This window comes from Achromobacter sp. CSND-B12, from assembly GCF_052906545.1.
In genome coordinates this window covers 231,190-256,587 of sequence record NZ_JBREGJ010000001.1, presented here as the reverse complement: position 1 = coordinate 256,587, position 25,398 = coordinate 231,190, and the positions used below count along the sequence as shown (strand labels likewise).

27 protein-coding genes are annotated in these 25,398 nt (G+C 67.5%); 3 read left to right on the top strand and 24 right to left on the bottom strand.

The window, feature by feature from the left end:
* Positions 1-8: 8 nt before the first annotated feature.
* The 16 genes from ACUTAG_RS01175 to ACUTAG_RS01100 all read right to left on the bottom strand — a co-directional run bounded on the left by ACUTAG_RS01175 (position 9) and on the right by ACUTAG_RS01100 (position 16,349).
* Complete coding sequence (locus ACUTAG_RS01175) at positions 9-1,580, bottom strand: ABC transporter substrate-binding protein (protein WP_006387057.1); 1,572 nt, start codon at positions 1,578-1,580, stop codon at positions 9-11.
* Positions 1,581-1,611: 31 nt separating this feature from the next.
* Positions 1,612-2,652: an ABC transporter ATP-binding protein gene (locus tag ACUTAG_RS01170; protein WP_446649935.1), complete on the bottom strand. Its 1,041-nt coding sequence runs from the start codon at positions 2,650-2,652 to the stop codon at positions 1,612-1,614.
* On the bottom strand, positions 2,649-3,671 hold the full coding sequence (locus ACUTAG_RS01165) for an ABC transporter ATP-binding protein (protein WP_446649934.1): 1,023 nt from the start codon (positions 3,669-3,671) through the stop codon (positions 2,649-2,651). The genes ACUTAG_RS01170 and ACUTAG_RS01165 overlap by 4 nt, the downstream gene beginning before the upstream one ends.
* Positions 3,668-4,579: an ABC transporter permease gene (locus ACUTAG_RS01160; protein ID WP_020928176.1), complete on the bottom strand. Its 912-nt coding sequence runs from the start codon at positions 4,577-4,579 to the stop codon at positions 3,668-3,670. Before ACUTAG_RS01160 ends, ACUTAG_RS01165 begins: the two co-directional genes overlap by 4 nt.
* Positions 4,580-4,608: 29 nt before the next feature.
* Positions 4,609-5,583 carry an ABC transporter permease gene (locus ACUTAG_RS01155; RefSeq protein ID WP_006387061.1) on the bottom strand — a complete coding sequence of 325 codons (975 nt, stop codon included), beginning with the start codon at positions 5,581-5,583 and terminating at the stop codon, positions 4,609-4,611.
* Positions 5,580-7,055, bottom strand: coding sequence for a flavin-containing monooxygenase (locus ACUTAG_RS01150; protein WP_058664699.1), 1,476 nt, complete (start codon positions 7,053-7,055; stop codon positions 5,580-5,582). The genes ACUTAG_RS01155 and ACUTAG_RS01150 overlap by 4 nt, the downstream gene beginning before the upstream one ends.
* The gene (locus ACUTAG_RS01145) at positions 7,052-8,017 is read right to left on the bottom strand and encodes a LysR family transcriptional regulator (RefSeq protein WP_148317958.1); all 966 of its coding nucleotides are present in this window, start codon (positions 8,015-8,017) and stop codon (positions 7,052-7,054) included. Before ACUTAG_RS01145 ends, ACUTAG_RS01150 begins: the two co-directional genes overlap by 4 nt.
* Before the next feature lie 621 nt (positions 8,018-8,638).
* On the bottom strand, positions 8,639-9,322 hold the full coding sequence (locus ACUTAG_RS01140; protein ID WP_131728054.1) for a hypothetical protein: 684 nt from the start codon (positions 9,320-9,322) through the stop codon (positions 8,639-8,641).
* Positions 9,323-9,510: 188 nt separating this feature from the next.
* Positions 9,511-9,741 carry an SOS response-associated peptidase family protein gene (locus ACUTAG_RS01135; protein ID WP_238920776.1) on the bottom strand — a complete coding sequence of 77 codons (231 nt, stop codon included), beginning with the start codon at positions 9,739-9,741 and terminating at the stop codon, positions 9,511-9,513.
* Complete coding sequence (locus ACUTAG_RS01130; RefSeq protein WP_262352250.1) at positions 9,738-10,007, bottom strand: SOS response-associated peptidase; 270 nt, start codon at positions 10,005-10,007, stop codon at positions 9,738-9,740. The genes ACUTAG_RS01135 and ACUTAG_RS01130 overlap by 4 nt, the downstream gene beginning before the upstream one ends.
* 30 nt (positions 10,008-10,037) lie before the next feature.
* On the bottom strand, positions 10,038-10,214 hold the full coding sequence (locus ACUTAG_RS01125) for a hypothetical protein (protein ID WP_227739948.1): 177 nt from the start codon (positions 10,212-10,214) through the stop codon (positions 10,038-10,040).
* Between the two features lie 286 nt (positions 10,215-10,500).
* Positions 10,501-10,893 carry a type III secretion system chaperone gene (locus tag ACUTAG_RS01120; protein ID WP_047991087.1) on the bottom strand — a complete coding sequence of 131 codons (393 nt, stop codon included), beginning with the start codon at positions 10,891-10,893 and terminating at the stop codon, positions 10,501-10,503.
* A 23-nt stretch (positions 10,894-10,916) separates the two neighbouring features.
* Positions 10,917-11,399: a type III secretion system chaperone gene (locus ACUTAG_RS01115; RefSeq protein WP_047991086.1), complete on the bottom strand. Its 483-nt coding sequence runs from the start codon at positions 11,397-11,399 to the stop codon at positions 10,917-10,919.
* A 54-nt stretch (positions 11,400-11,453) separates the two neighbouring features.
* Positions 11,454-13,412 carry a hypothetical protein gene (locus tag ACUTAG_RS01110; RefSeq protein WP_058664695.1) on the bottom strand — a complete coding sequence of 653 codons (1,959 nt, stop codon included), beginning with the start codon at positions 13,410-13,412 and terminating at the stop codon, positions 11,454-11,456.
* Between the two features lie 411 nt (positions 13,413-13,823).
* Positions 13,824-15,347: an amidase gene (locus ACUTAG_RS01105; protein WP_148317956.1), complete on the bottom strand. Its 1,524-nt coding sequence runs from the start codon at positions 15,345-15,347 to the stop codon at positions 13,824-13,826.
* 15 nt (positions 15,348-15,362) lie between these two features.
* A complete protein-coding gene (locus ACUTAG_RS01100) occupies positions 15,363-16,349 on the bottom strand; it encodes a Bug family tripartite tricarboxylate transporter substrate binding protein (RefSeq protein WP_024069245.1) in 987 nt (328 codons plus the stop codon).
* 137 nt (positions 16,350-16,486) lie between these two features.
* Between ACUTAG_RS01100 and ACUTAG_RS01095 the strand changes: the two genes are divergently transcribed.
* Positions 16,487-17,422, top strand: coding sequence for a LysR family transcriptional regulator (locus tag ACUTAG_RS01095; RefSeq protein ID WP_054482675.1), 936 nt, complete (start codon positions 16,487-16,489; stop codon positions 17,420-17,422).
* Here the strand turns inward: ACUTAG_RS01095 and ACUTAG_RS01090 are convergent.
* Positions 17,419-17,706, bottom strand: coding sequence for a hypothetical protein (locus ACUTAG_RS01090; protein ID WP_054482677.1), 288 nt, complete (start codon positions 17,704-17,706; stop codon positions 17,419-17,421). The two genes, ACUTAG_RS01095 and ACUTAG_RS01090, sit on opposite strands and share 4 nt — an antisense overlap.
* Positions 17,707-17,786: 80 nt before the next feature.
* On the bottom strand, positions 17,787-17,996 hold the full coding sequence (locus ACUTAG_RS01085) for a DUF7661 family protein (protein ID WP_020928165.1): 210 nt from the start codon (positions 17,994-17,996) through the stop codon (positions 17,787-17,789).
* 84 nt (positions 17,997-18,080) lie between these two features.
* Here ACUTAG_RS01085 and ACUTAG_RS01080 point away from each other — a divergent pair, with 84 nt between their 5' ends.
* Complete coding sequence (locus ACUTAG_RS01080; RefSeq protein WP_020928164.1) at positions 18,081-18,320, top strand: hypothetical protein; 240 nt, start codon at positions 18,081-18,083, stop codon at positions 18,318-18,320.
* Positions 18,321-18,580: 260 nt separating this feature from the next.
* On the opposite strand, the gene ACUTAG_RS01075 is transcribed toward ACUTAG_RS01080, so the two are convergent.
* Together ACUTAG_RS01075 and ACUTAG_RS01070 are read right to left on the bottom strand one after the other, a co-directional pair.
* Entirely contained in the window at positions 18,581-19,546 is a 966-nt protein-coding gene (locus ACUTAG_RS01075) for a 2-hydroxyacid dehydrogenase (protein WP_054447843.1), read from the bottom strand.
* Positions 19,547-19,734: 188 nt separating this feature from the next.
* Positions 19,735-20,730, bottom strand: a complete 996-nt coding sequence (locus tag ACUTAG_RS01070; RefSeq protein WP_047991079.1) for a tripartite tricarboxylate transporter substrate binding protein — start codon at positions 20,728-20,730, stop codon at positions 19,735-19,737.
* 174 nt (positions 20,731-20,904) lie between these two features.
* Between ACUTAG_RS01070 and ACUTAG_RS01065 the strand changes: the two genes are divergently transcribed.
* A complete protein-coding gene (locus ACUTAG_RS01065) occupies positions 20,905-21,795 on the top strand; it encodes a LysR family transcriptional regulator (protein ID WP_026382911.1) in 891 nt (296 codons plus the stop codon).
* Positions 21,796-21,864: 69 nt separating this feature from the next.
* Here ACUTAG_RS01065 and ACUTAG_RS01060 read toward each other — a convergent pair whose 3' ends face one another.
* The 4 genes from ACUTAG_RS01060 to ACUTAG_RS01045 all read right to left on the bottom strand — a co-directional run bounded on the left by ACUTAG_RS01060 (position 21,865) and on the right by ACUTAG_RS01045 (position 25,201).
* Positions 21,865-22,452 (bottom strand): hypothetical protein, encoded by a 588-nt coding sequence (locus ACUTAG_RS01060; protein WP_446649933.1) that lies wholly within the window; start codon positions 22,450-22,452, stop codon positions 21,865-21,867.
* The gene (locus ACUTAG_RS01055; protein WP_148317954.1) at positions 22,449-23,753 is read right to left on the bottom strand and encodes a YcxB family protein; all 1,305 of its coding nucleotides are present in this window, start codon (positions 23,751-23,753) and stop codon (positions 22,449-22,451) included. The genes ACUTAG_RS01060 and ACUTAG_RS01055 overlap by 4 nt, the downstream gene beginning before the upstream one ends.
* A gap of 193 nt (positions 23,754-23,946) precedes the next feature.
* A complete protein-coding gene (locus ACUTAG_RS01050) occupies positions 23,947-24,336 on the bottom strand; it encodes a DCC1-like thiol-disulfide oxidoreductase family protein (RefSeq protein ID WP_006387081.1) in 390 nt (129 codons plus the stop codon).
* Between the two features lie 244 nt (positions 24,337-24,580).
* Positions 24,581-25,201, bottom strand: a complete 621-nt coding sequence (locus ACUTAG_RS01045) for a DUF2239 family protein (RefSeq protein ID WP_148317951.1) — start codon at positions 25,199-25,201, stop codon at positions 24,581-24,583.
* Positions 25,202-25,398: the final 197 nt, after the last annotated feature.

Below are 25,398 nucleotides of genomic sequence, written 5' to 3'. Positions count from 1 at the left end.
TGCGCGCCTTACTTGGCCGAGTCCTTGGTGACCATCATGGCGGCGGTGCGGTCGCTGGTCATGGGGGTGACCTTCAGACCCTTCTTGGCGGCCCAGATGTTCTTGTAGTGGTACAGCGGGATGATGCCGACGTCGTCGGACACCAGCTTGACCGAGTCGCGCAGGATGGCTTCACGCTTGGCCACGTCGAATTCCGAGGTGGACTGGTCCAGCGCGGCGTCGACCTTGGGGTTGCTGTAGTGGCCCCAGTTGGAGGCGCCCAGGCCCTTCTTGGCGTCGACGGTGGCCAGGATGTTGACCAGCGCGTAGCTGGCTTCGCCCGTGCCGTTGCCCCAGGCCAGCATGCTGACCGCGAATTCGTTCTTGTTGGCGCGGCCCGAGTACACGGCCCATGGCACCACTTCCACTTGCGTCTTGACGCCGATGCGGGTCCAGAACTGCGCCACCGCCTGGGCCGTTTCCGGGCCTTGCGGGTAGCGGTCGTTGGGCACGTGCATGGTCAGCTTGAAGCCGTCGGGAAAGCCCGCTTCGGCCAGCAGCTTCTTGGCCTTCTCGACGTCGTTGGGGATGTCCTTGACGTCGGGGTTGTAGCCGAAGGTGCCCTTGGGCATCCACTGGTTGGCTTCGGTGGCGGCGCCCTGCAGGATGCGGTCGGCGATGGCCTTGCGGTTGATGGCCAGGTTCAGCGCCTGGCGCACGCGCACGTCCAGCAGCGGGTTCTTGTCCAGCGGCTTGCCGTTGTTGTCGGTGATGTACTGGTTGGGCGCGGGGTTGAAGCTGGGCTGCAGGATCATGACGCGCAGGCCGTCGTACGGATAGACCGAGATGTTGGCGGCCTTCTGCAGCTTGGCCAGGTCGGACACCGACACCTTGTCGATCACGTCGACGTCGCCGGCCAGCAGCGCGGCGGTGCGGGCGGCGGCGTTGTTGATGTAGCGGTAGTTGACCTTGTCCCAGGTGGCCTTCTCGCCCCAGTAGCCGTCGTTGCGTTCCATGATGACGCGGTCGCCGGGGGTGTAGGACACGAACTTGTAGGGGCCGGTGCCGACCATGGCCTTGCCCGAGTTGTAGTCCTCGGTGGTGGACTTCTCGCCGACGTGCTTGCTGACCACGTGCACCGACGCCAGGTTCAGCGGCAGGTCGGGGTTGGGGGCCTTGGTCTTGACGATCAGGGTCAGCGGGTCCTTGGCGGTCATCGTGTCGATGGTGCGCAGGTAGCCGGCGTAGGTGGCGACGCTGCCGGGCACGGCGCGGGCGCGGGTGTACGAGTAGATCAGGTCGTCGGCGGTGAACGGCGTGCCGTCCTGCCACTTGACGCCTTCGCGCAGCTTGAATTCCCAGGTGGTGCTGTCCAGCGGCTTCCAGCTCACGGCCAGGCCGGGCTGCAGCTTGTTCCACTTGTTCTCGATCAGCAGATCCCAGAAGTGCAGGGCCACCGAGCGGTCGCCGGCGTGGTTGTTCAGTTGCGGGTCGAGCGAGGACAGCGGATCGGCAAAGCCGATCGACAGGTTGTCGGCCGAGGCCGCGGCGGACGCGCCCAGGATGGCGGCGGTCAGGGTCGAGAGAATCAGGCGTTTCATGTTCGGGGTCCTTGGTGAGGGGGAACTTCTTTCAGGCCATGTCGTTCAGGTGACAGGCGCTCAGGTGGTTGATGGCGATTCCCTTCAGGGTGGGAACCTCGGTTTTGCAGCGCGCCATCGCATGCGGACAGCGCGGGTGGAAGTGGCAGCCGCCGGGCGGGTTGAGCGGGCTGGGAATCTCTCCCTTGATGGCGGTGAAGGTCTTGTGGCGCGATTTCAGGTTGGGGATCTCGGCCAGCAGCGCCTGGGTGTACGGATGGTTGGGGCGGCGGAAGACCTCGTCCACCGGCGCCGTCTCGACCACGCGGCCCAGGTACATGATGACCACGCGGTCCGACAGGTGCTCGACCACGCCCAGGTCATGGCTGATGAACAGGTACGTCAGGTTGAGCTGCTCGCGCAGGTCCATGAACAGATTCAGGATCTGCGCCTGGATCGACACGTCCAGCGCGGCCACGGCCTCGTCGCACACCAGCATCGACGGCTGTACCGCCAGGGCGCGGGCGATGCCGATGCGCTGGCGCTGGCCGCCGCTGAACTGGTGCGGATAGCGCTGGCGCAGGGCCGGGTCGAGGCCGGCGCGTTGCAGTTGCGCGCTGACGTAGTCGTCGAAGTCGCCGTTGCCGACCAGGCCGTGGATGCGCGCGGCCTCGCCGACGATCTCGTCCACGCGCAGGCGCGGGTTCAGGCTGGCATACGGGTCCTGGAAGATCATCTGCACCTTCAGGCGCGCGGCGTGGGCCTGGGCTGGCGTCATGTCGGCCGGGCGCTGGCCGTTGATCAGCACCTCGCCGCCGGACGGCGTCAGCAGGCCGGCCGCGATGCGGCCCAGCGTGGACTTGCCGCAGCCGGACTCGCCGACCAGGCCGACCACTTCGCCGGGGCGCACCAGCAGGTCCACATGATCGACGGCGCGGGTGATGGCGGGCGGCTTGGACAGGCCCAGGCGCTGCAAGGCGCGGCCGGCGGCGCCGACGGGGCGTTCGCCGAAGCGCTTGCTGACCTGGCGCAGGTCGATGAGCGGGGTGGCGTTGGCGCCGTCGCGGGTATCCGGAATCGTCGTCGGGCTCATGCCGTCACCTCGCCAGGTTGGCGCGACGGATGAAAGCAGCGCACCTGATGGCCGGGCAGCACGTCGGTGATGGCGGGCTGCTGGCCGCATTGCGCCGTGGCGCGCGCGCAGCGCGCCGCGAAGGCACAGCCGGCGGGCAGGGTGAGCAGGTTGGGTGTCATGCCGGGAATCTGGCGCAGGCGTTGGCCGCGCTGGTTGTTGCTGGGCAGGCTGTCGATCAGGCCCACCGTGTAGGGATGCTGCGGACGGTCGAGCACGTCGTCGACCTTGCCGTGTTCGACGATGCGGCCGGCGTACATCACCGCCACGTCGTCGGCCAGGCCCGCCACCACCGACAGGTCGTGGGTGATCCAGATGAGGCTGGTGCCGTGTTGCTGCGCCAGCTTCTGCACTTCGGACAGGATCTGCGCCTGGATGGTGACGTCCAGCGCCGTGGTCGGTTCGTCGGCGATGATGAGATCGGGCCGGTGCAGCATGGCGCTGGCGATCGCCACGCGCTGGCGCATGCCGCCGGACAACTGGTGCGGATATGCCAGCAGCCGTTCTTCCGGGCTGGGAATGCCCATCATGCCGAGCGTGTCGCGGGCCAGCTCGCGCGCCTGCGCCTTGCTCATGCTGTTGTGGGCGCGCACCGTTTCGATCATCTGCACGTCGACCCGCAGCACCGGGTTCAACGTCATCATCGGATCCTGGAAGATCATGGCGATGCGGTTGCCCTGCAGCTTGCGCAGCTCGCGCGGGGCCAGCTGGGTCAGGTCGCGGCCCTGGAACAGCACCTGGCCGCCGACCACGCGGCCGGGGGCGTCCACCAGGCCCATGATCGAAAAGCCGGTGACGGATTTGCCCGAGCCGGACTCGCCGACCAGGCCCAGGATCTTGCCGCGCTCCAGCGTGAACGACACGTCGTCCACGGCGGGCAGGGTGCCGGCGCGAGTGAAGAAGTGGGTGCGCAGGTTGCGCACTTCCAGGGTCGGCACGTTGGCGGCGGCCGGCGCCGCGACGGGACGGGCGGCGCTCATTTGTGGGTCCTCGGGTTCAGCACGTCGCGCAGGCGGTCGCCCACCAGGTTGATGGCGACGATGGTGATCAGCAGCGCGATGCCGGGGTAGAAACTGATCCAGTATTCGCCGGACAGCATGTATTGGAAGCCGTTGGAGATCAGCAGCCCCAGTGACGGCTCGGTCACGGGCACGCCCAGGCCCAGGAAGCTCAGCGTGGCTTCGAGCGTGATGGCGCGCGCGATCTGCAGGGTGCCGATGACGATCAGCGGCGGCAGGCAGTTGGGCAGGATGTGCTTGAGCATGATCCGCCAGTTCGGGATGTCCAGGCAGCGCGCCGCCTCGACGTATTCGCGGCGGCGCTCGACCAGGGCCTGGCCGCGCGCGGTGCGGGCGTAGTAGGCCCATTCCAGGATCACCAGCGTCAGCACCACGTTGCCCACGCCCTTGCCCAGGTAGGCCAGGATCATCATGGCCACCAGGATCGACGGGAACGACAGGATCAGGTCCACCAGCCGCATGATCAGCGCATCGACCTTGCCGCCGGCGTAGGCCGCCAGCAGGCCCAGCAGCGTGCCGATGATGCCGGCGATCAGCGCCGAGCCCACGCCCACCATCAGGCTGATGCGCAGGCCGTACAGGATGCCCGACAGCAGGTCGCGGCCCTGGCCGTCGGTGCCGAGCCAATAGTGGAAGGTGTTCAGGCCGTTCATCGCGCCCGGCGCCAGGCGCGCGTCCAGCACGTCGATCTGCAGCAGGTCGTAGGGGTTCTGCGGCGAGATCCACGGCGCCAGGATGGCGGCCAGGATCAGCAGGGTGGCGATCACCAGCCCAAACACCGCCGTCTTGGACGACAGGAATTCCAGCAGGTTGCGGCGCCAGGGCGATTCGCGCTTGAGCGCGGGCGCGGCGGACGTGGCGTTTTGCATGGCATTTGCCTCGGGAGTGTTCGGAGCGCTCATGCCGAGGCCTCCAGCCGCACCCGCGGGTCCAGCACTTTGTACAGGATGTCGACGATCAGGTTGAGCGTCACGAACAGGCACACCACCACGATCAGGTAGGCCACGATCACCGGGCGGTCCAGCGCGTTCAGGCTGTCCAGGATCAGCTTGCCGGCGCCGGGCCAGGCGAAGATGCTTTCGGTGATGACGGCGAAGGCGATGGTCGAGCCCAGCTCCAGGCCCAGCACCGTCACCAGCGGGATCATGGTGTTGCGCAGCACGTGCACACAGACCACCCGGAACGGCGACAGGCCCTTGGCGCGGGCGAACTTGACGAAGTCCAGCGGCATCACGTCGCGCACGCCGGCGCGGGTCAGGCGGATCACCAGCGAGATCTTGAACAGCGACAGGTTCAGCGCCGGCAGGATCAGGTGGCGCCAGCCGTCGGCCGTCAGCCACGACCACTGGAAGCCCAGGAATTCCACCGTCTGGCCGCGGCCGCTGGCCGGCAGCCAGCCCAGCGACACGCTGAAGGTCATGATCAGCATCAGCGCGACCCAGAAGGTCGGCAGCGAAAAGCCGACGATGCTGCCCGCCATCACCAGCTTGGAGAAACGGCTGTCGGGATACAGCCCGGCCAAGAGGCCCAGCGGCAGCCCGATGATCACCGCCAGCAGCAGCGCGGCGATGGCCAGTTCCAGGGTCGCCGGCAGGCGCTGGATCACCAGTTCCACGGCGGGGATGTTGTAGACGAAGCTGTTGCCCAGGTTGCCGTGCAGCGCCCCGTTCAGAAAGCCCAGGTACTGTTGCCACAAGGGCTTGTCCAGCCCCAGTTCGGCGATGATGCGGGCGCGGTCGACCTGGTCGACGTCCTGGCCGATCAGGATATCGACCGGGTTGCCGATGGCGTGCAGCCCGACGAAGACGATCAGCGTCATCAGGAACACAACCACCGCGGCTTGTGCCACGCGGCGGAGCAGCCAAGCGGTCATTGCGCGGTCTCCGCCTGCCGGGCCGCGCCGGGCGCCGGGGCCGGCGTCCATTCGTCGCCGAACACTTCCGGTTCCGAGAACGCTTCCATGTTGGCGTAGTGCGTGGCCACGTCCTCGCGGTAGAAGAGGCCCGCGATGCCTTGCGCCAGGCGCTTGGCGCCTTCGCTGATCGCGGGGATGTCGCCCGACACGGTGCCGTGCGTCAGCGCGGCCGGGTACGAGAAGCAGTGCACCCGGTCCAGGCCCGGACAGGCGCCCGGGGTCTTTTCCTGCAATTCGAAGGCCGCGCCCAGGTCGGGCGAGTCATGCAGCTCCTGGTCTTCCTCGCCGGCGGGCGGGGTGTAGCGGTCGCCCCAGGCGCGCACGTGCGGCGCCAGCGCGGCGAATTCCGGCCGCACGGTCCAGTCGATGCGAAAGCCGGTCGAGAACACAAGGAAGTCCAGCGTGAAGACGCCCTTGGGCGTGGTGACGCGGATTTCGTCATTGACCAGCGCCAGGTCCTGCACGCCGCAGCCCAGGTTGAAGCGGGCGTTCGGGTGGCGCGACACGCGCAGCGTGCTGCCGCGCGGCGGCGGCACCTGGGCGGCGTTGATGTAGTGGCGGATCTTCCACTTCCATTCATCGGGCAGGTTCAGGTGGCCGTGGGTCAGGCCGGGGTTGCCGGCGCCCTTGCCCTTGTTGATGCGCGGAATGTCGTCGCGGCGGATCAGCAGGTCGACGCTGGCCGCGCCCGCTTCCAACGCGGTGGCGGCGCTGTCCATGGCCGACGCGCCCGCGCCCACCACGCCGACGCGCTTGCCGGCCAGGGTGGCGTAGTCCAGCACGTCCGACGAATGCGCCCAGCGGTCGCGCGGCAGCTTGCGCGCGAAGTCCGGCACGTAGGCGCCGCCCAGGCCGTCGCGGCCGGTGGCCAGCACCACGCGGCGCGCCAGCACGGTCTGGCGGCCGGCGGGCGCTTCGATGTCCAGTTGCACCAGCCGGTCCGCGCGCGGCAGCACGGCCAGCACGCGGTGCTGGTTGCGCACGTCCAGGTTCAGCACACGGCGGTACCAGCGCAGGTAGTCCATCCACTGCAGGCGCGGGATCTTGTCCAGCGCCTCCCAGGCCTCGGCGCCGAACTGCGCCTCGAACCAGGCGCGGAAGGTCAGCGCCGGCAGGCCCAGCGCCGGACCCGTCAGTTGCTTGGGCGAGCGCAGGGTTTCCATGCGCGCGGTGGTGGCCCACGGGCCTTCATAGCCTTCGGGCGACTGGTCGAAGATCGGCGCGACGATGCCCAGGTGCGTCAGCGAGGCCGCCGCGGCCAGGCCGGCCATGCCGCCGCCGATGATGGCCACGTCCAGCACCGGCTGGCCGTCGACCAGGCGCGGCGTGACCCAGGGCTTGGCGGGGATTTCCAGCCAGGACAGGTCCTGGCGCAGGCGCGCTTCCAGCGCGGCCAGGCCTTGCGGGGCGGGAGCGAGGGGTTGGTTCATGCGGGCGTATCCGTAAGAGGGGTGTCATCGCCGTAGATCGACTGCAGCAGCGCGCCGTGCTGGCAGGCGTCGTGCAGCACGAAGCCGGGCAGCAACTGCGCGGCGGCCTGCGCCAGCGCATCGGCCATGGCCTGGCAGGCCGGCGTCAGGGGCTGCGACTGCGAGGTGATGACCCCGAAGAAAAAGGGGATGTCCAGGTCGATCGGGCGGATCGCCACGCCCGCCATCGGCGCGCCGTAGGCGGTAATGGGTTCCAGCACCGACACGCCCAGGCCCGCGCGCACGGCGGCCAGGGCGTTGATGGACGAATTGGTTTCGATGGCGCCGGCGGCATGGCCCAGCGCCGCGTCCAGCCGCCGCCGCAGGCGGTAGGGATTGGCCATGGTGATGACGCGGCGCCCGGCCAGCTCGGCCACCGGCACCACGTCATGGCGCGCGGCCGGATCGTTTTCGGGCAGCGCCACCACACAGGGCGCCTGGCCGATCCAGTGCACGGTCAGGCCGCGATGCTCCAGCGGCAGGCTGGTCGCGCCCAGTTGCGCCGTACCGCTCAGCACGGCGTGTACCACGCGCTCGGGCGAGGCGCTGCGTAGCTGGACGCGGGTATTGCCGGCCTGGGCCTCGATGCGCTTGAGCGCGTCCGGCACCAGCCCGGCGGCCAAGGCCGAGGTGGCCGCCAGCAGCAGCGGCTGGGCCTGGCCCCGGGCGATCTCCTCGGCCCGGTCGCGGATCTGCCGCAGGCTGGACAGGGCGCGCTCCACGTCGTCATAGAGCAGGAAACCCTGCTCTGTCGGCGTCACGCGCGGCCCGCTGCGGGCGAACAGGGCATAGCCGATCTCGGCTTCCAATTCCTGCAACAGGCGGCTGATGGCCGGTTGCGACCGGCCAAGCAAGCGCCCGGCAGCGGTGACGCTGCCGGTGGACATGACGGCCGCGAAGGCCTCGAGTTGACGAAGTTCCATTGTCTTGCTTTATGCCAAGGACGAATTCTTACGTATCGAGTATGCGCTGTACAAATAATTAAAGGGCATAAGCAAATTCCCTAATCGGGATTTCCTTATGCCCTTTCATTACTCTCAGTTATTTCAACGACTTACGGGGTTCCTCTTAGGCCACGAGCCGTAGGCTGGGGGACTTTTGGGGGACTTCTCGTTGTCGACTCTCCCGCATGATCGCCAGCAGGTTGGCCGAGATGAAAACAGCCACCCGGAGGTGGCTGTTGGCTTGATTAGGTTCTGGGCGTTTAGCTAAACGCTCAAACAGAATCCTTCTTTATCTCTATAGCAGCGAGCTCCGCGCTAGGTGGCTTATTGGGAGGAGGGTGTATCTTTTTTTTCGCCATTGTCGTACTCCAATGCAGGGCCTGGCGGGTGGACCATCTGCCGGGTGTTCGCACAGAACCGCTGGCAGTACGAGGTGTGGGCCGCGAACGGCACGCGCCACGGCATGGAACCGACCCTGGCAGCCGCGATCACGCTCTACGACAAGGTGAAAGGCTGATGCCTATTTCTCCTTGCCGCGGCCACCAGCCGCTCGGCCGGGATGGGCGCTAGGAACCCCGTGTCGCACCCGTCTGCACGGCCTCAATTGGCGCTGACGCAGGCATACTGTCCGCCTCGCCATGCGGGATCGCGCATGGTTGTGCCGGCGCGCGCGCTAGCCGGATATTCGCACGCCGCCCATTCGACTTTTCCCTTCCCTTTGCTTACGGTTTCTCTTTTTCCGGGCTTAATGGGTCCGGCTGCGCCGACACCGTTTTGATTGAGAAAGGTAATCCAGACAGGGAAATTGCACCGATTTTCAAAGAAATCGGCCAGGCTGTTGCTGCTGTCGTCGTAGCTTACGCAGTGGTCTGCGGTTCTATATGTACGTCCGGACGGTGCAGCTGTAGCGCTTGATTTTGTGGCGTAGGCGGAAGGCATCGTGTTCTTCGAAGCATTGGCCTTCGTGTCTTGGTAGGCAAGCGCCTCTCGGGTATTGGTCGCGGCCACGGCGTTCGAGCCGGCATACGTGGGGGTTGGTGCTGTGTAGCCAGAGCTGGGGGATGCATAGGCCCCCGCCGTTGCACCAAGCGCCGCCGAGTTGGCGATTTCGTTCAACGAGCCGTCTTCCGCAGCGCTCGCGAAAGCCTCCTTGTGAAACGTCCAGACGGCATCGAGCGTGTCGCAGCCAGACAGCGTGATGGTAAGAAGTGTTGCGATGGCCAATCGATGCCCGCGGTGCCGCTCTTTGAAGGCGAGTTGTACTGTTGGCGAGGCGCTGACCATAGGATTACTCCGCTGCGGAAGTGCTGGTGGCGGCATTTTTGCGTAGAACTTGATACAAGTCCATACGAAAGTTCACGTATTCCAAAAGGTTGGAATACTTCGTTCGCGACCGTCTCTTGCGCGCGACAAACAGCAGCTGTATCTGAGTGCACGCCCCGACATGCCCAGGCGAGTCACCGAAAGCGATGTCAGAAGGCAGGAGCGCCCGTGGAGGGTACTGTGACGGGCTCGATCGCGTCCGGCATCTGGTACTTGGAATTGCTGACCTCCTGGCGCACTGGGTGCCAGGTGAAGGCCGTCTCCGGTAGACCATGCTCCAGCAGCGCAAGCGCCTGGGCGGTGGGAAATTCCGGGTCCATCCAGTGGATGGCCAGGTCTGCTGGCAGCGCCACCGGCCGGCGGTCGTGTACGTCTATCATGCCGCCAGCTGCGTCATTGGTGACGATGGCGAAACCGTGGGCCTCGTCCTTCTCGGCTCCAGCCGCCAGTTGCTCAAACCTGCGAAGAACAGGGGCGAATTGTTGGCGGCATGGACGAAGTAGGGCTGCTTGGGCGGCTTCGGCCCATCGGCCAGGGGCTTCCATTCGTACCAGCCATCCGCCGGCACCAGGATGCGGCCGCGCGCGGTGAGCGTCTCCCAGGGCCAGGCGCCGGCGAGGATTTTGTCCAGCCGGGCGTTGGACATGAGGTACTTCGAATTGTGCGGTCGCCAGCCTCAGTGCAGGCGCTCCAGTTCGAAGTCGCCGGTCAGGCGATGCATTGCCATGGGGCGCGTGCCTGGCGGGATGTTGTAGAGCGGGCCGGCCGGGTCGCTGAACAAGGCTCGCGGATTTGGGAATATGCGCTCGACGTAATCGAGCGGGCCGGACTTTTGGACGATTCGGCCGCACATGCTTGGCTCCTGGCCGCGCTGCTAGGGGGGGCAATCGGGGAAGGCGGCGGTTGGTGGGGTAATTTCGGGGTAGTTTGCTGTACACGACTGTGCAGGACAAGCCAAATTTGGGCAATGGGAGTCTGCAAAAAGATTAATAAAATCAAAAGGTTATGTATTGATGCTAGGCAAATTCCCTAATCGGGATTTCCTTATGCCCTTTCATTACTGTGAGTTATTTCAATGGTTTAGGGGATTTCCCCGCTGACCTGCGCCCTCTGTTCCGCTCGCAGCCGCCCGTGCCAGATCAACCCAGGACGCCTTGCGCGGCCTGCGCCGCGTCCACCGTGTGGCCGATGTAATGCCGCAAGCGATCCGCGGTCAGGCCGTAGCCGGGTAGACGCCGCCAGATCACCAGGCCGCCGCTGTCGGGATCGATGCCCGCCGCGGCACCTTTCAGGTTCTGTCCCAGATAGGCGTCCTGCAACAGCCGTATCGCCTCGGCCTCGCCCATAGGCACGGCCTGCGTGCCCACGGGGGCAAGCAGCAGCACCTCTTCGGCGGATTCATCCCAGGCGAGGATGACTGCCTGCTCGGGCAGGGGAGCCAGTACGCACTGTTCGATGTCGAACACCGGCGCGGGCAGCTTGGCCCGCTGGCAATAGTCTTGGACGAGGGATTGGAAGGTATCGATATTCATGTCAGCCGCTTTGGAGAAGGGGATCAGACGAGATTGGCCATGGACGGCAACGCTGGCGTCGCCACGCCGGGGCGGGCCGCCTCTTGCGCCGCGCCCGGCTGGGCGGCCAGGGCCGCCAATTTGCCCGCCCAATGGACCGCGGCCCGCGTGAAGGCGTAGATTCGTTGGGCCAGCGCGGCGTCGGTCAACCCAGCCAGATCGACCCTGGCCATCAGCAGGGCCCTCTGCTGTTTGTCATCCAGCGCCAACGCCCCGCCCGCCACGTCGCGCCAGGAGGTGTTGGCCGAGAGCATCAAGGCGTACGCCTGGATGCGCGATTGCGCGTCCAGTTCGCCCAGGTCGGCGGCCAGCACCAGTACGGAGACGTCGCCTTCGGCGAAGTACTGCAGATGCAGGGTGATGCCATCGAACTGCAGAAACGCGTGGTCCTGCTCGTCGAACAGCGAGGCATCGTGTCCGACCGCCTTCGCGATCGCTGTCAGTTTTTCGGGGCGGGTTTCCGGCATGCGGACTCTCCTTGGGGGGCGGTGGCTTGTGGCGCCGGGGGGGCTGGGTGGGTGTCAGGGATGCTTGTGTGCGATGATCTGCGCCGGGGCGAGTGCCGCTTCCAGCGCCAGGACCTGGGCGACCGGGATACGCAACGTCAGCGTGTTTTGCGGTCCGACCTGAAGCGTGTGTCCTTGCACCGTGTTGGGCAGAAAATTCTGGACGGCCGTCCGCATTTGCGCGACGGACTTCCCGGTGGAGACGAACAGCAGGTCGCCGGTCGCGGGATCCTGCGTGACGTTCCATTCCTTGCGATCCGATGGCGACTTGACCTGGGGATACTCAAGGTCGATACCGCTTTTCGTGGTGGCGGTAGTTTTCGAAGTAAGTTTCTCCAGGCCATCGAGCGCGTTCAGCGTGGCGTCGCGCATGGCGAAGTACTGGGCGGCCGGCTCCTGGAAGCCGAACGCGAACGAGTCCACCGCCAGTCGTGGCGCGAACACGTTGAGCAGCCCGTCGCGCCGGGCAATGTACAGGGCTTTCAGGTTGACGATGGTCGCGTCGAACCGCGCCTCGGGGGGGCGGTTGTTGTTGGCGCTGAACTCCTGGGCATAGCGGTCGAACAGTTGCTCGTCGGCTTGTGACTGCTTCAGGTGCGCGATCATCCGCACCCCTTCCATTTTTTCCGCCAGCGAACTCTGGTCGAAGACGGTGAAGTTCTTGTAGCCCATGAATGTCGGGCCTTTGGGCTGGTTGAACGAAAAATCGCTGTGGACGTCGCCCGTGACGCCCAGGCGGTCTTCTTCCAGCGCGTGCCCGGGATCGATGCCGACGAACGTATTGCCGACATAGCCCTTGTTCCCGCCGCGCGAGCCCAGCGCGTCGCGGTCCGCCATGAGCAGCATCAGGATCTTGTTGCGGCCCAGCTCGTTGATGGTGGTTACCAGGGCAGGGGCACCGGTGTACTGATTGGGCGGATCGGTATTGCGTTGCTGGTTGCGCACCAGCACGCCATCCTTCAGGTAGATGTCGCCGCGCTCGGGTCTGCCATCGAAATCGCTGAAGCCAGCTACGTGCGTGCCGTCCAGCATCAGCTTGGTGGTGCCGTCGGGATATTGGCCCTCCACGATCTTCAGTTTCTGGCTCTCGACTCCCATGACGCGCATCAGGTCATTGGCCAGCGATTCGCGCACGGCCCCTTCATTGCGCTCGGTCGGGGTTGCTCCGGTCAACAGCCGGTGCAGCGGGGCGGTGACGATGTTGCCCTTGGCCTTGTCCTTCGGGATGTGATACTTGTCGCCAATCTTGTCGGCTTCGTAGTAGTCGAGCTTGATGTAATGATTCTTGGTGAATTTGGCCTGGGTCAGCATGATGTCGCCAGTCAATTCACGGAACAGGCTGGTCGCTTCATTGGTCAGCGCGTTCTGGTTGGGCGCCGTGATCGCCGCGACTGTGTCCGCGACCAGGGCATCGGCCAGTGCCGCGTTGAGCGCGGCGTTCGGCGGTATGACGTTTCTGAGCACGTCGATAAGCGATCCATTGTTAAGCGCCAGCGCGGGATTCGTCAGCACCAGGGTCGCGGCCCCGGCAAGCGGCCCTCCGCCCGTGGACAGCCTGCTCAGGCTGTTCAACAGCATGGCGTCCAGATCGGCGTCCGGCGGCGTGTGCGGGGGAAGGCCGCCGCCGCCCACCAGCCATTGTTGCGCCAGCGCCACGGCTTGTGTATTGAAGGGGTGGGGCGCGGCGCCCATCTTGACCGTATCGCCCGCGCTCCAATCGCGCTTGCCGATGAACCCGGGTTCCACCCCCCGGGTCTTGTCGCCCATGACACGGTAGCCGCCGACCCGGTCCAGGACCAGTCCGTTGCCTACCGGATAGCGCTGGCCAAAGGTGGGCGCGGGTTGGTTGTTGCCGTTGGCGATGATGCGGCGCAATCCCTGGGCAATGGTCTGCGCGAATTGCACTGCGTTGTTGTAGCCCGTCAGTAGATTCGTCTGTAGCAGACCCGACGCGCCTTGCACGGTGGATACCATTTTTTCCGCTCCCGAAGAAATGCGCCGCCCATGGCCGCGCCACCGTCGCTGGTGGTCGCGGCCGGCTGGCTTGCCTGATGAGTAACGGCGCGGGGCGGGGAGTTCCATCGCAAAGGCGATGAATGTCGCTTGCCGGGACAGGGAAGGGTCGCATGGCGCCATCCCGCATCGCCGGCCAGTCGCGATGCGATTGCTCTGACGCGCAAGGAGACAAGCGCGCAGCGCGCGACAACGCGGGGCCGGAGACCGTTGACGCTCAATCCGTCCCGGGAAACACATCCACCCACTTGACCGTCACGTCGGGGAACGCGTCCACGAACTGGACCGTGAAGTCGTGAAAGGCCGGTGGGCGAGGGGACTATGCCCGAGTCCAGCCATTGCGCCGTGCGCGTCTGTTGCGTGCGGCCGCGCCTACACCGCGGAGACGCTGGCCTCGGTTGTTCCCAGCGCACCGCCCGGCGGCGCCGTCACGATCGACGTCAACGCCGGCTCCGCCGCCTTCAGCCCCGCCAGGTCCGGCCGCGGCCGCCGCAGTTCCTCATTAGCCGCAAACGCAGACTCCATCCCCTGCGCCGCCGCCAGTACCTCGCGATCGCCGCGAAACCGCCCCACGATCTGCAAGCCGAACGGCATGCCCTTGTGATCGCGCCCGCAAGGCAGCGTCAGCGCCGGATGCGTGGTCAGCGTGATCACATACGTCAGCGCCAGCCAGCGGTAATAGTTTTCCTGGCGCTTGCCGTTGATGGCCTCGGCATACAGCTGCGTCCACGGGAACGGCGACACCGGCGTGGTGGGCGACAGGATCAGGTCGTAGTCGTCGAAGGCGCGTTGGAAGCGCTTGATCAGCCGGGTCTGCTCGGCCTGCGCCCAGGCGCAATCCTTCAGGCTCATGGCCGCGCCCATCTCGAAATTGGCGCGGGTGTTGGGGCCCAGGCTGCCCGGGTCTTTCTCATAGGCATCGCGCATGCCGGCCACGAAGGCTTCGGCGCGCAGCACGTCGAAGCAGCGGTGGGCCTCGCCGAAGTCGATCTCGATGGGATCGCAGGCCGCGAACAGATGGCGCATGGCGGCGATCTTGGCGCGGAAGGTGGCGCGGATGCCATCGTCCACGTCGCACAGCCCGAAGTCTTCGGTATAGGCCACGCGCAGGCGGCCCAGGTCGGCGCTGCCCGGCGCCAGGAACTGCAGCGGATCGAGCGGATAGCTGAGCGGATCGCCGGCGTCGGGGCCGGCGCTGGCGGCCATCTGCAGGCAGGCGTCGGCCACCGTGCGGCCCATCGGGCCGACCACCGAGATCGGCGTCCAGCCCAGCGGCTTGCGCACGCTGGGCACCACGCCGGGCGACGGCCGGAAGCCGACCACGCCGCACTTGGCGGCCGGAATGCGCAGCGAGCCGCCGGTGTCCGACCCGGTGCACAGCGGGAACAGGTCGCTGGCCAGCGCCGCGGCCGAGCCGCCCGAGGAGCCGCCGGCGTTCAGATTCGGATTGAAGGGATTGCCGGTGGCGCCCCACACCGTGTTGCGCGAATTGGCGCCCGCGCCCATCTCGGGCACGTTGGTCTTGGCGGCCACGATGGCGCCGGCGCGGCGCAGGCGCGCCACCAGCGTCACGTCCTCGGCCGGCACGTGATCGCGGTAGATCGGCGAACCATAGGTGGTGAGCAGGCCGGCGGTGGGTTCCAGGTCCTTCACGCCCAGCGGCAGGCCGTGCAGCAGGCCCAGCGTGTCGCCGGCCATCACCGCCTGTTCGGCCGCGCGCGCCTCGATGCGGGCGCGGTCGAAAGCCGTGGCGGTGACGGCGTTGATGTACGGGTTTACCGCCTCGATGCGGGCGATGCACGCCTCCAGCAGTTCCACCGGCGACAACTGCCGCGCGCCGATCAGGCGCCGCAGTTCCACGGCGGATAACGAGACGAGGGAATCGTCCAGGATCATGGGGGGTGTTTCCTTTCAGTCGATCTTGATATCGGCGCGCCGGGCCAGGTCGCGCATCATCGGCAGTTCCTTCTGGATCAACGCTTCGCCCTCGGCGGCGCTGGAGAAGGCCGGCTCGAAGCCCTGGTTTTCCAGGCTCTTGCGCACGTCGGGCGATTCGACCGTGGCGCGCAAGGCGTTTTCGAGCCTGGCCTTCACGTCGGCGGGCAGGCCGCGCGGCGCGGTGAACATCAGCCAGGTGTCCATCGCCACCGACGGGTAGCCTTGCTCGGCGAAGGTCGGCACATCGGGCAGGAAGCTGGAGCGGGCGGGCGCGGACACGGCCAGCACGCGCACCTTGCCCAGCTTGCTTTGGGGCAGCGCGGCGGCCACGGTGTCCACCGAAAACGGGATCTGGCCGCCGATCAGGTCGGTCATGGCCGGCGCGCTGCCCTTGTAGGGCACGTGGACCATCCTGATGCCGGCGGCCGCCAGGAAGGCTTCGCCCACGAAATGCGAGGTGGTGCCGGTGCCGAACGAGCCATAGGCCGGCGGCTCCTTGGCGCGCGCGTTGACGTAGGCCACCAGTTCCTTCACGTCCTTGACCGGCACCTGCGGGTTGGCCAGCAGCGCCAGGCCGGTGCGGCCGACGATGCCGAGCGGCTCGAAGCTCTTGACCGGGTCATACGGCAGCTTGCTCTGGATGGCGGGGTTGACCGTGAAGGTGGTGCCGGAACTGACCAGCAGGGTGTAGCCGTCGGGCGCGGCCTTGGCCACATAGCCGGCGCCGATCACGGTGCCGGCCCCCGCGCGGTTTTCCACCACCACGGTCTGGCCCAGTTCCTGGCCGAGCTTTTGCGCGATGACGCGGCCCAGCACATCCGTGGCGCCGCCGGGCGGGAAGGGCACGACCAGGGTGATGGGACGGGTCGGATAGCCGCCCTGGGCGCCGGCGGGGGCGGCAGTCGCGAGGGCGCCCGCCAGGGTGATACCAAGGGCAATCAAGGCAGTCTTCATGGTCATGCTCGACAAGGGAGTGGACGGAACGACGCGTGTGACGGATGCCATCTTGGCGGGGGCTCAACGTTGCAGCAATATGAATTGTTAGAATCCTGCGTTGCGTTTGGCGCAAAGCTAACCTCAACCAAGGGCAAACCCGGATGAACCCGCAGATCCTGCAGGAAATGGCCGTCCGCTACTTTCTGGAAGTGGCGCGCTGCGGCTCCGTCAGCGTCGCGGCGGAGCGGCTGGACGTGGCGCCGTCCGCGGTCAGCCGCCAGGTCGCTCGCCTGGAGCGCGAGCTGGGCACCTTGCTGTTCGAGCGCCGCGCGCGGGGCATGACGCTCAACGCGGCGGGGGAACTGCTGGCCGCCCATGCCAAGCGCGCGCAGCAGGACGTCGAGCGCGTCGCCGGCGACATCATGGGCCTGCGCGGGCTGCGCCAGGGGCTGGTGCGGGTGGTCTGCACCGAAGGCTTCATCCATGATTTTCTGCCCGCCGCCATCGCGGAGTTCCGCCGGCAGTACGCCGGCATCCGCTTCACGCTGGACGTGTGCTCGCAGCGCGAGGTGCCGGTGCGGGTGCGCGACGGCACGGCCGACATCGGCGTCACGCTCAGCCTGACCTCGCATCGCGACGTGCGGGTAGAACTGCGCATGCCGGCGCCGGTGCGCGCGGTGGTGGCGGCCGGCCATCCGCTGGCAGGCCAGCCCGAGGTGTCGCTGGCGCAATTGATGGCCTATCCGCTGGCCTTGCCCGATGCCGATTCGACGCTGCGGCAACTGATCGACATCAGCTGCAGCCGCCAGCAGCTGTCATGCGAACCGATGTTCTCCAGCCGCAGCGTTGACGCGCTGGTGGCGTTCGCGGGCGCGGGCGGCGGCGTGGCGTTCTGCGGCGAACTGGCGATCCGCTATCGCCTGCGTGCCGGGCAGGTGGTGGCCCTGCCGCTGCGCGACCGCGAGATGAACGAACGCCACTTCGAGGTGCAGACGCTGGCCGGGCGTGTGCTGCCCGAAGCGGCCAAGGCCTTCATCGCCAGCCTGCGCGCGCAGTTGCAAGCGGATGGCGGCGTGGTGCCGGCGCCTGATAGTTAGGAAGGCGTCGTGCTCATGCCGGCCTGGCGCGCGGCCAGCCAGGCGCGGCCCTTGGGCGTCAACGTGGCCACCGGGGCGGCGGCGTCGCCGGCAGGCCGGCGGGCCAGGTCCACCAGGCCGTTGCTGGTGGCGTCTTCCCAGGCCGACAGGCGTGGACACGAAGTGCGCCACGCCTCCATGATGTCCGCATAGGTGCGGGGATGCTCGGCAACCCAGATCAGGAACTGCGTCAGGTTGCCCAGTTGCGAGGCGCTGGCCTCGATGGCGGGGATGTCGTCGGACATGGCGGGCTCCGGGCGCGCTGGGCCGGTTTTCACGATAGGCCCACGATACGCCCGGACGCAAGGCGCCGCCAGGGGCGGCTTCAGGACAACCGGGTCACCATGTCGCCCGGCCGCGCCAGCTCGTGGTACAGATCGTCCAGATAGGTGGACAGTTCGTCTTCGGGGAGGTCGGCCGGGATGACGATCCCGCCGGCGCGCACCCGCTTGCCCGCCACGGCCTGATACACGGCCCATTGGCCGGCCTCGCGAACGATGTCCAATTGCAGGCGGCGGTAGATGTCGAATTTCATGGCGGGTCCACACTTTGCGGCGGGCAGGGCGACGACGCGCAGTGCTCACGCTACCATGGCTTTCACCACAACAAGGGAGCGACGATGGAAATTCTGGACGGTTTTCAGATCACGCGCGGCGCGCTGCAAGTGCAGGATGGCTACGTACCGGTCATCGAGGCGCGCGGGCCGGGGCCCGACGGCCGCCCGTTGCATGGAGCTGTGCCGGTGACCGAATACGGCGTGTTTGACGATCAGGAGGAGGCCATCAACGCCGGCTGGACGATACGCGTGCGCGCGATCACGGCCGCGGGCGATGGGCTGTCGATACGGATCGACGAGTGAAGGGCCGCGGCGCGGCACCCTGGAAATTCTGGACAAAAAAATCCGGCCCGAAGGCCGGAAAAAATTACAACAACAAGCACAACAGCTCGCCGGCACGAGCCAGTGCGGTGAGAAATTTATCATGTATGAGATAAATAACAAGATGTAGTGTCCAGGTGGTGGACGCTAAGTGGCCGATTTATTCGAATTGGGCCATCCCGGTGCGTTCCCCGTAAATCGGGCGACGCCGCCGCCCGCGCGCTTGCGGGCGGCCCGCGCTCTCAAACCACCTGCGTCACCGTCTTGCCTTCGCGGAACCAGCCATCCAGATTGGCCAGCATCAGGTCCGCCATGGCCCGCCGGGTCTCATGCGTGCCGCTGGCGATGTGCGGCAGCATCACCACATTGTCCATCGCGTTCAACGCCGCCGGCGTGGCCGGTTCGTGTTCGAACACGTCCAGGCCGGCGCCGGCGATGGCGCCGCTTTGCAGGGCCTGAACCAGCGCCGCCTCGTCCACCACCGTGCCGCGCGCGATGTTGATCAGCCAGCCTTGCGGGCCCAGCGCCTGCAACACCTCGGCATTGACCAGGTGGCGCGTGGCGCCGCCGCCGGGCACCGCCAGCACCAGGAAATCGCACTCGGCCGCCAGCGCCGTCAGCGTCGGGCAGTAGCGGTAATGCGCCGGCGCGTCCGCACGCGGCTTGCGGTTGGTGTACAGGATCGGCATGTCGAATGCCTCGGCGCGCCGCGCGATCTGCAGGCCGATATTGCCCAGCCCGACAATGCCGCAGCGCTTGCCGCTCATGCGCGTGCCCAGCCCGAAGCCTTCCTGCGGCCAGCGCCCGGCGCGCACGAAACGGTCGGCCTCGGCGATGCGGCGCGACGCCGCCAGCATCAGCGCCAGCGCGGTGTCCGCCACGCAGGCATCGAGCACGCCAGGCGTGTTGGTGACGCGCACGCCGCGCGCCTGCGCCGCCGCCAGATCGATGGTGTCGTAGCCCACGCCGAAGCTGAAAACGCCTTCCAGCGCCGGCAGCGCGTCGATCAGTTCGCGCGGCGCGCCGAAGCGGCCGCTGGTGGCGATGCCGCGGATCGCCGCGCCGTGATCGCGCAGCAGCGCCGCCTGATCGGGGCTTTGCCACCAGCGGTGCACGCGGTAGCGCGACTCCAGTTCGGCGGTCAGTTCGGGCAGCAAGGGGCCGACCATCAGCAGGTCGGCGAGGGGTGGGGAAGCAGTCGTGGTCATGTCGGGTGTCACGGTTGTTGCGACGACCCGCGGGTGCGCGGGTCGCAAGAAAAGGCCGGCGGTGGGACGACCGGCGATGAAAGCCGTCCCGGCCGTGTGGGTCGGGGACGAAGAAATGACGGGGGCGGGCAATGCGCCGCCCTTCGGGCCGCGTCAGCGCGTCGTGTGCGGCCGCATTGCCCGCCCGGTTACTGCGTCTGGATATGCCGGGTCTTGATGATCTCCCCGTAGCGGGCGCGTTCGCTGGCCGCCAGCGCCTGCAATTGCTGCGGCGTCGATCCGTGCGCGACCGCGCCCTGCGACTCCAGCTTGGTCTTCATCGCCGGGTCCGCCGCCACCTCGCGGATCGCCGCCGACAGCTTGTCGATCACCGCCTGCGGCGTGCCCGCCGGCGCCAGCACCGCCGTCCATGAGCCGGTCTGCGCGTTCTGGACGCCGGCCTCGTCGATGGTCGGCACGTCGGGCAGGGCGGGCGAGCGCGTCGCGCCCGTCACCGCCAGCGCGCGCAGCTTGCCGGAATTGACGTACGGAATGGTCTCCAGCACCGACGCGAACAGCATGTCGACGCGGCCCGCCATCAGGTCGGTCATGGCCGGGCCGCCGCCCTTGTAGGGCACATGCATCAGATCGGTGCCGGTGGCCTGCTGGAATATCTCGCCCGACAGGTGCGGCGCGCCGCCGGTGCCGGAACTGGCGAAGGTGTGCTTGCCGGGCTGCGCGCGCGCCAGCGCCACCAGGTCCTTCACGTTCTTGGCCGGCAGCGTGGTGGGCACCACCAGCACGAACGGCAGGTCCGAGAACAGCGATACCGGCGCGAACGCGGTGGCCGGATCGGAATGCAGCTTGTAGATCCACGGATTGATCGCCAGCATGCCCGAATTGGCGAACAGCAGCGTGTAGCCGTCGGGGTTGGCGCGCGCCACCAGGTCGGCGGCGATCTGCCCGCCGGCGCCGGGGCGGTTGTCCACCACCACCGACGCCGCCAGCTTGTCGCCCAGCGCCGCCGCCAGCAGGCGCGCCGAAATGTCGGTGCCGCCACCCGGCGAGAACGGCACGATCAGGTTGATCGGGCGGTCCGGGAACGGCGCGGCCTGGGCCGCGGCGGGCAGGGCGCCACAGGCGGCCAGGGCCAGGGCCGCGGCAAGGAAGCGGCGGCGCGGGCGTGCGGAATTGCTTGTCTCCATGGTCTTCTCTTTGTAGTAGTGAGCGGCGCGGGCCGCGGAAAGTCGATGCTGCGATGGCACTCCTTTCGCGGGGCGGAAAAACGCGCCCCGGTGCTGCGGCCGAGTATAGGAACGCCGGCCGATGCATGACTGTTCGAGCTATAAATAGCATTGATCAATTCAAGGATTGGATCGATGGAATTCCGCCAGCTCGAATGCTTCATCGCCGTGGCCGAGGAACTGCACTTCGGCCGCGCCGCCCAGCGCCTGTGCATGACGCAGCCGCCGCTGTCGCGCCAGATCCAGTTGCTGGAGCAGGACCTGGGCGTGACGCTGTTCGAGCGCAGCAGCCGCCAGGTCGAACTGAGCGCCGCCGGCCGCCGCTTCCTGCGCGACGCGCGCCACCTGCTGGAATACTCGGCCCGCGCCACCGCCAGCGCCCGCCGCACCGCCGGCGGCGACGCCGGCCACATCACGCTGGGCTTCACGGCGGTGGCGTCGTACCGGCTTATGCCGTCGTTGATCATGCGGGCGCGCAAGCGCCTGCCCGGCGTCGAGATCCAGCTGCGCGAAACCGTCAGCACCGACCTGTCGCGCCTGCTGCTGGCGCGCGAGCTGGACGCCATCCTGGCGCGCAGCGTGCCGCGGCAGGCGGGCATCGAAGCCCGCCTGATCGAGCGCGAACCGCTGGTGCTGGCGCTGCCGGCGGATTCACCGCTGTGCGAACAGGAGGTGGTGCCGCTGCGGCTGCTGCAGGGCCAGCCCTTCGTGCTGTATTCGCCGCGCGAAGGCAAATACTTCTATGACCGCATCGTCGGCGCATTCGGCCTGGCCGACGTGCAGCCCGACTACGTGCAGCGCGCCAGCCAGACGCATACCTTGCTGGCGCTGGTGCGGGCCGGACTGGGCGTCGGCATCGTGCCCGATTCGGCGCGCGAGCTGCGCCTGGAGGGGGTGGAGTTCCGCTCGCTGGGCCAGCGCGACCTGTATGCCGATATGTACCTGGCCTGGCATGCGCAGCACGACAACCCGGCGTTGGAGGCCTTCCTGCGGCAGGTGGCGGAGGTGTTGCCCCCGGCGGCCTGAGGGGCGTCGATAGCGGCGTTCGCGCCGTTCAACGCGACGGGCGATAGCCGCGCCAGGCGTTGCCGCGGTTCAACGCGCCGTGGTGGCCTTTGCCGTTGACTTCAGGCTTTCGATGATCCGCAGCCCGTCCAGATGGCGCTGTTCGCCGGTCTCGCACGACTTGCAGATCGCGCCGACGTACAGGCCGTCGACCACCGTCTCGGCAAACACGCCCGACCGGTACTGGTGCCGCGCATCGGTCTCGACCCGGTACCAATCCCGATCGCCGATGCGCACCCGCTCCAGCGGCTGGCGGATATCGGCATCGGGACTGGTCGCGCGCAGCACCGCGCGCAACCGGAAATAGCGCTTGAGCGGCGAGGCATAAAGCGCTTGCAAGCGGGCGTCATCGTCGTCGCCTTCGAGCGGCTTGGCTTGCATCAGCAGGGTGCAGGTTTCCTGCGTCTGTTCGCAGGCCTCGCTTTCGCAGACCAGTTGCACGCGCCGCATGCCGCTGTGCGAGACCTCGCCTTGCGGCGAGCCGTCCACCACCCAGCCCTCCGGCAACTGCACCGACAGGCCATGCGGCAGATCGAGGGTTTCGGCGGACGCGGCGGGCGCCAGCGCGCCAAGCGCCGCGCACAGGGCCGCCAGACGGATCAAGGCCGGCCCGCTCATGGCGTATCCTCGCGCTGGCGATGATTGCCGCCCGCGCCGCCCGTGAGGATGCGTTCGAACAGCGCCAGCTGCTCCGCGTCCAGCGCGCGTCGGGGCAGGATCAGCGGTTCGCCCTCCCGCCGCATCAGGATCAGGTGTTCGCCTTGCCGCTCGACCCGGTCGAACCCGGCCGTCGCGAAGCTGTTGACCCAACCGTCCTGCCGGACTTCGAGCCGGTCGTCATACAGCCGCGCCTCGTGTTCCTCGGCCGGCATGCGCCGGTGCATCTGCCCGGCCAGCTTGTACGCGTGGCGGCGCCGGGACCAGGGATGCAGCAGGATGATGGCGACCAGGATGGCCCAGAACCCCAGCGTGATCTTCCAGAAACTGTCCGTGAACATCTCGCCGAACAGCGGCCAGGCATAGCGCAGCGGCACCCGCTCGGGGTCCAGCAGCCACAGCAGCACGAATATCAGTGGCACCAGCAGGGCGATCAGCGCGAAGGCCAGCAGGAAACCGCGCCGACGGCGCCGCCGCATGCCGGGACGTTCAATCTGCCACGAAATCGCGGCGGCTCGGTCTTCCTGGTTCAGCAGGAAGCGCGTCGTCAGCAGCGGCGGCGCGGCCTCGGGCGCCTGCCGCGCTTGCGGCGGGTGCTGCGTCGCGTTCGGAGCGCCGGCGTGGCAGGATGCGGCCCACGCCTTGATGCGCGCCACCTGCTCGTCGGATAGCGCCTGTCGCGGCAGGGCGTACACGTCCTCGATGTTGCGCAACTGGATGAACAGGTGTTCGGAGGTCTCGGCAATCCCCTGGATGCGCGAGCACGCCATGGCCGTCTTGCGTCCCGGCAGGGTGACGGCAAGCCCGCCCGGCTGAAAGTGATAGAGCGGGTGGATGGTCTGGTCGAGTCCTTCGTCGCGGCACCAGCGCGCCAGGCGCCCGCGCACGATCGCCGGATGGCGGAAGTAGTAGATCAGCACCGGGATGGCCACGACCAGGATGGGCACGCCGTCCAGCCCGAACAGGTCGTGAAAGAAGCGCGAGAGGAACGGGCCGAAGCCCTGCTCGCCGCTATCCCGCCAGGAAGAGAACCCCAGCATTCCCAACAGCGCCAGCACCACCCACGCCAGGAAGTACAGCGCGCGCCGCCGGGCGACCCCGAACATGTCCGCATAGCTGAACAGCGCGGCCGCGATGCGGTCCTGCAGCGTGATCGGCGCGGTCAGCGAGAAGCCGTCGGCCGGCATCGCGCCGGGCGCTTCGTCCGGGGGCGCAACGGGCGGCGTCAGCGTGCCGTCGGCAGCGGTGCTCGGCTCGGGCATGGGGTCTCCGTTAGGGGGCGACCCGCAATTTAGCATTGCTGCGGGGCGAGACGAGACGGGACTAGGTTAGGCGGGACGGGGAGAGGCGCGGCGGGGAGAGGCAGGGCGCGATGAGGCAGGGCGCGACGAGGCAGGGCGCGGTGAGGCGGGGCGAGGCGAGGCAAGGCGCGCGACCAACCGCGCGCCGCCGCTGTCAGGCCGGCATCTTCTTCTTGCCCAACAGCGCCAGCGTCAGCGCGCGGCCACGGCTCATGAAGGGATACAGCGCCGCCGACAGGCACGGGCGGCGGAAGATGGCGGCATTGATCTGGTTGAACAGGTCGCTGTCGGAACTGAGCAGCGCCAGCCGGTTGATGCAATCGGCGCCCCAGTAGATGTGCCCCTCCAGCCGCAGCAGCATGCCGTCGTTCAGGTCATAGCCACGGTCGCGGAAATACGCCACCAGTTCGGGATGCTGACGCATGTCGAGCAATTCGACCGGGCCGACGGCCTTGCGCAACTGCACCATCCGCACGTAGTTGGTGCAGAACGGGCAGTCGCCGTCGTACAGCAGGAAGTTGCGGGGCGCGGTATCCGTATCCATGGCGTACAGCTTACCAGCGGCGGGCGTCGCTTGCTTGGGGCGCCGGGATGCCGCCGACGCACGATTGGAAGCGGCGCATGACGCGCGCGCCGCCGTGCGCCAGCGGCGCGCGCAGCGATGGGGCGCAACGACGGCCCACAGTCTGGGGAGATAGGGGCGCAGGTGTGGGTCGCAGGTATGGGCGTAGGGATAAGGGACAGGAACAGGCCAATGGGATCGCGCGCGGCGATACGCGGCCTGCCGCTCAGGCCTCCTTATCCGCCCACGCCAGCGCCATGGCGTAATCGCGCACGTCCGCCGGCCATGCGGCCACCTGCCGCGTGAAACCCGCGCGATCATCGGCATACAGCGCCCGCGTGGCCTCCTCGAAGCCCGGCAGGTTGCCGCCCATGCTCGACATGAAGTGATACGCCGCTTCCTGCCGCTGGCGCCGCTGGTCGCGCGCCTCGTTGTCGCGGCGCGCCTGTTCCACCAGTTTGCGCAGCGCCACCGACGCGCCGCCCGGCTGCGCCGCCAGCCAGTCCCAGTGGCGCGGCAGCAGCGTCACCTCGCGCGGCACCACGCCCAGCTTGGGCCGTCCGCGCCCGCGCGGGGCGGCGTCGGCGTGGTCCGCTTCCTCGGCGGGCGCGGGGGCGGCATCGGCCGGCGCCTGATAGCGCGCGCGGATATCGGCGTCAGCGCCGCGCAGGTCCAGGTCGACCTGCTTGCCGGTATGGTCGTCGAACACCAGGATCGCGCCGTCGCCATGACGGTTGGCGTGACCGTCCTGGGCCTGCTTGACGGCCAGGGCGACCTCGGCGAGCGCGCCACGCGCCAGCAGGCGGTGGCCTTCGAAAGCGGTATGGGGAAGGAGAGGTTGGGTCATGGCGTACAGGGGTTTTATTTACCCGGATAAATTTAATGTCTGGCATTGTGCGGCTTGCCAAAGCGCTTGTCAATATAATCCGGATAAAAATAGTGCAAGGTCGCAACGCCTATTGAAAAAAGTCGCAAAAATCATGCACCGACCTAGGGTCAACACCTAGTCAAAACACGTCAGCGGCGTATAATCTTGCTTTGCGC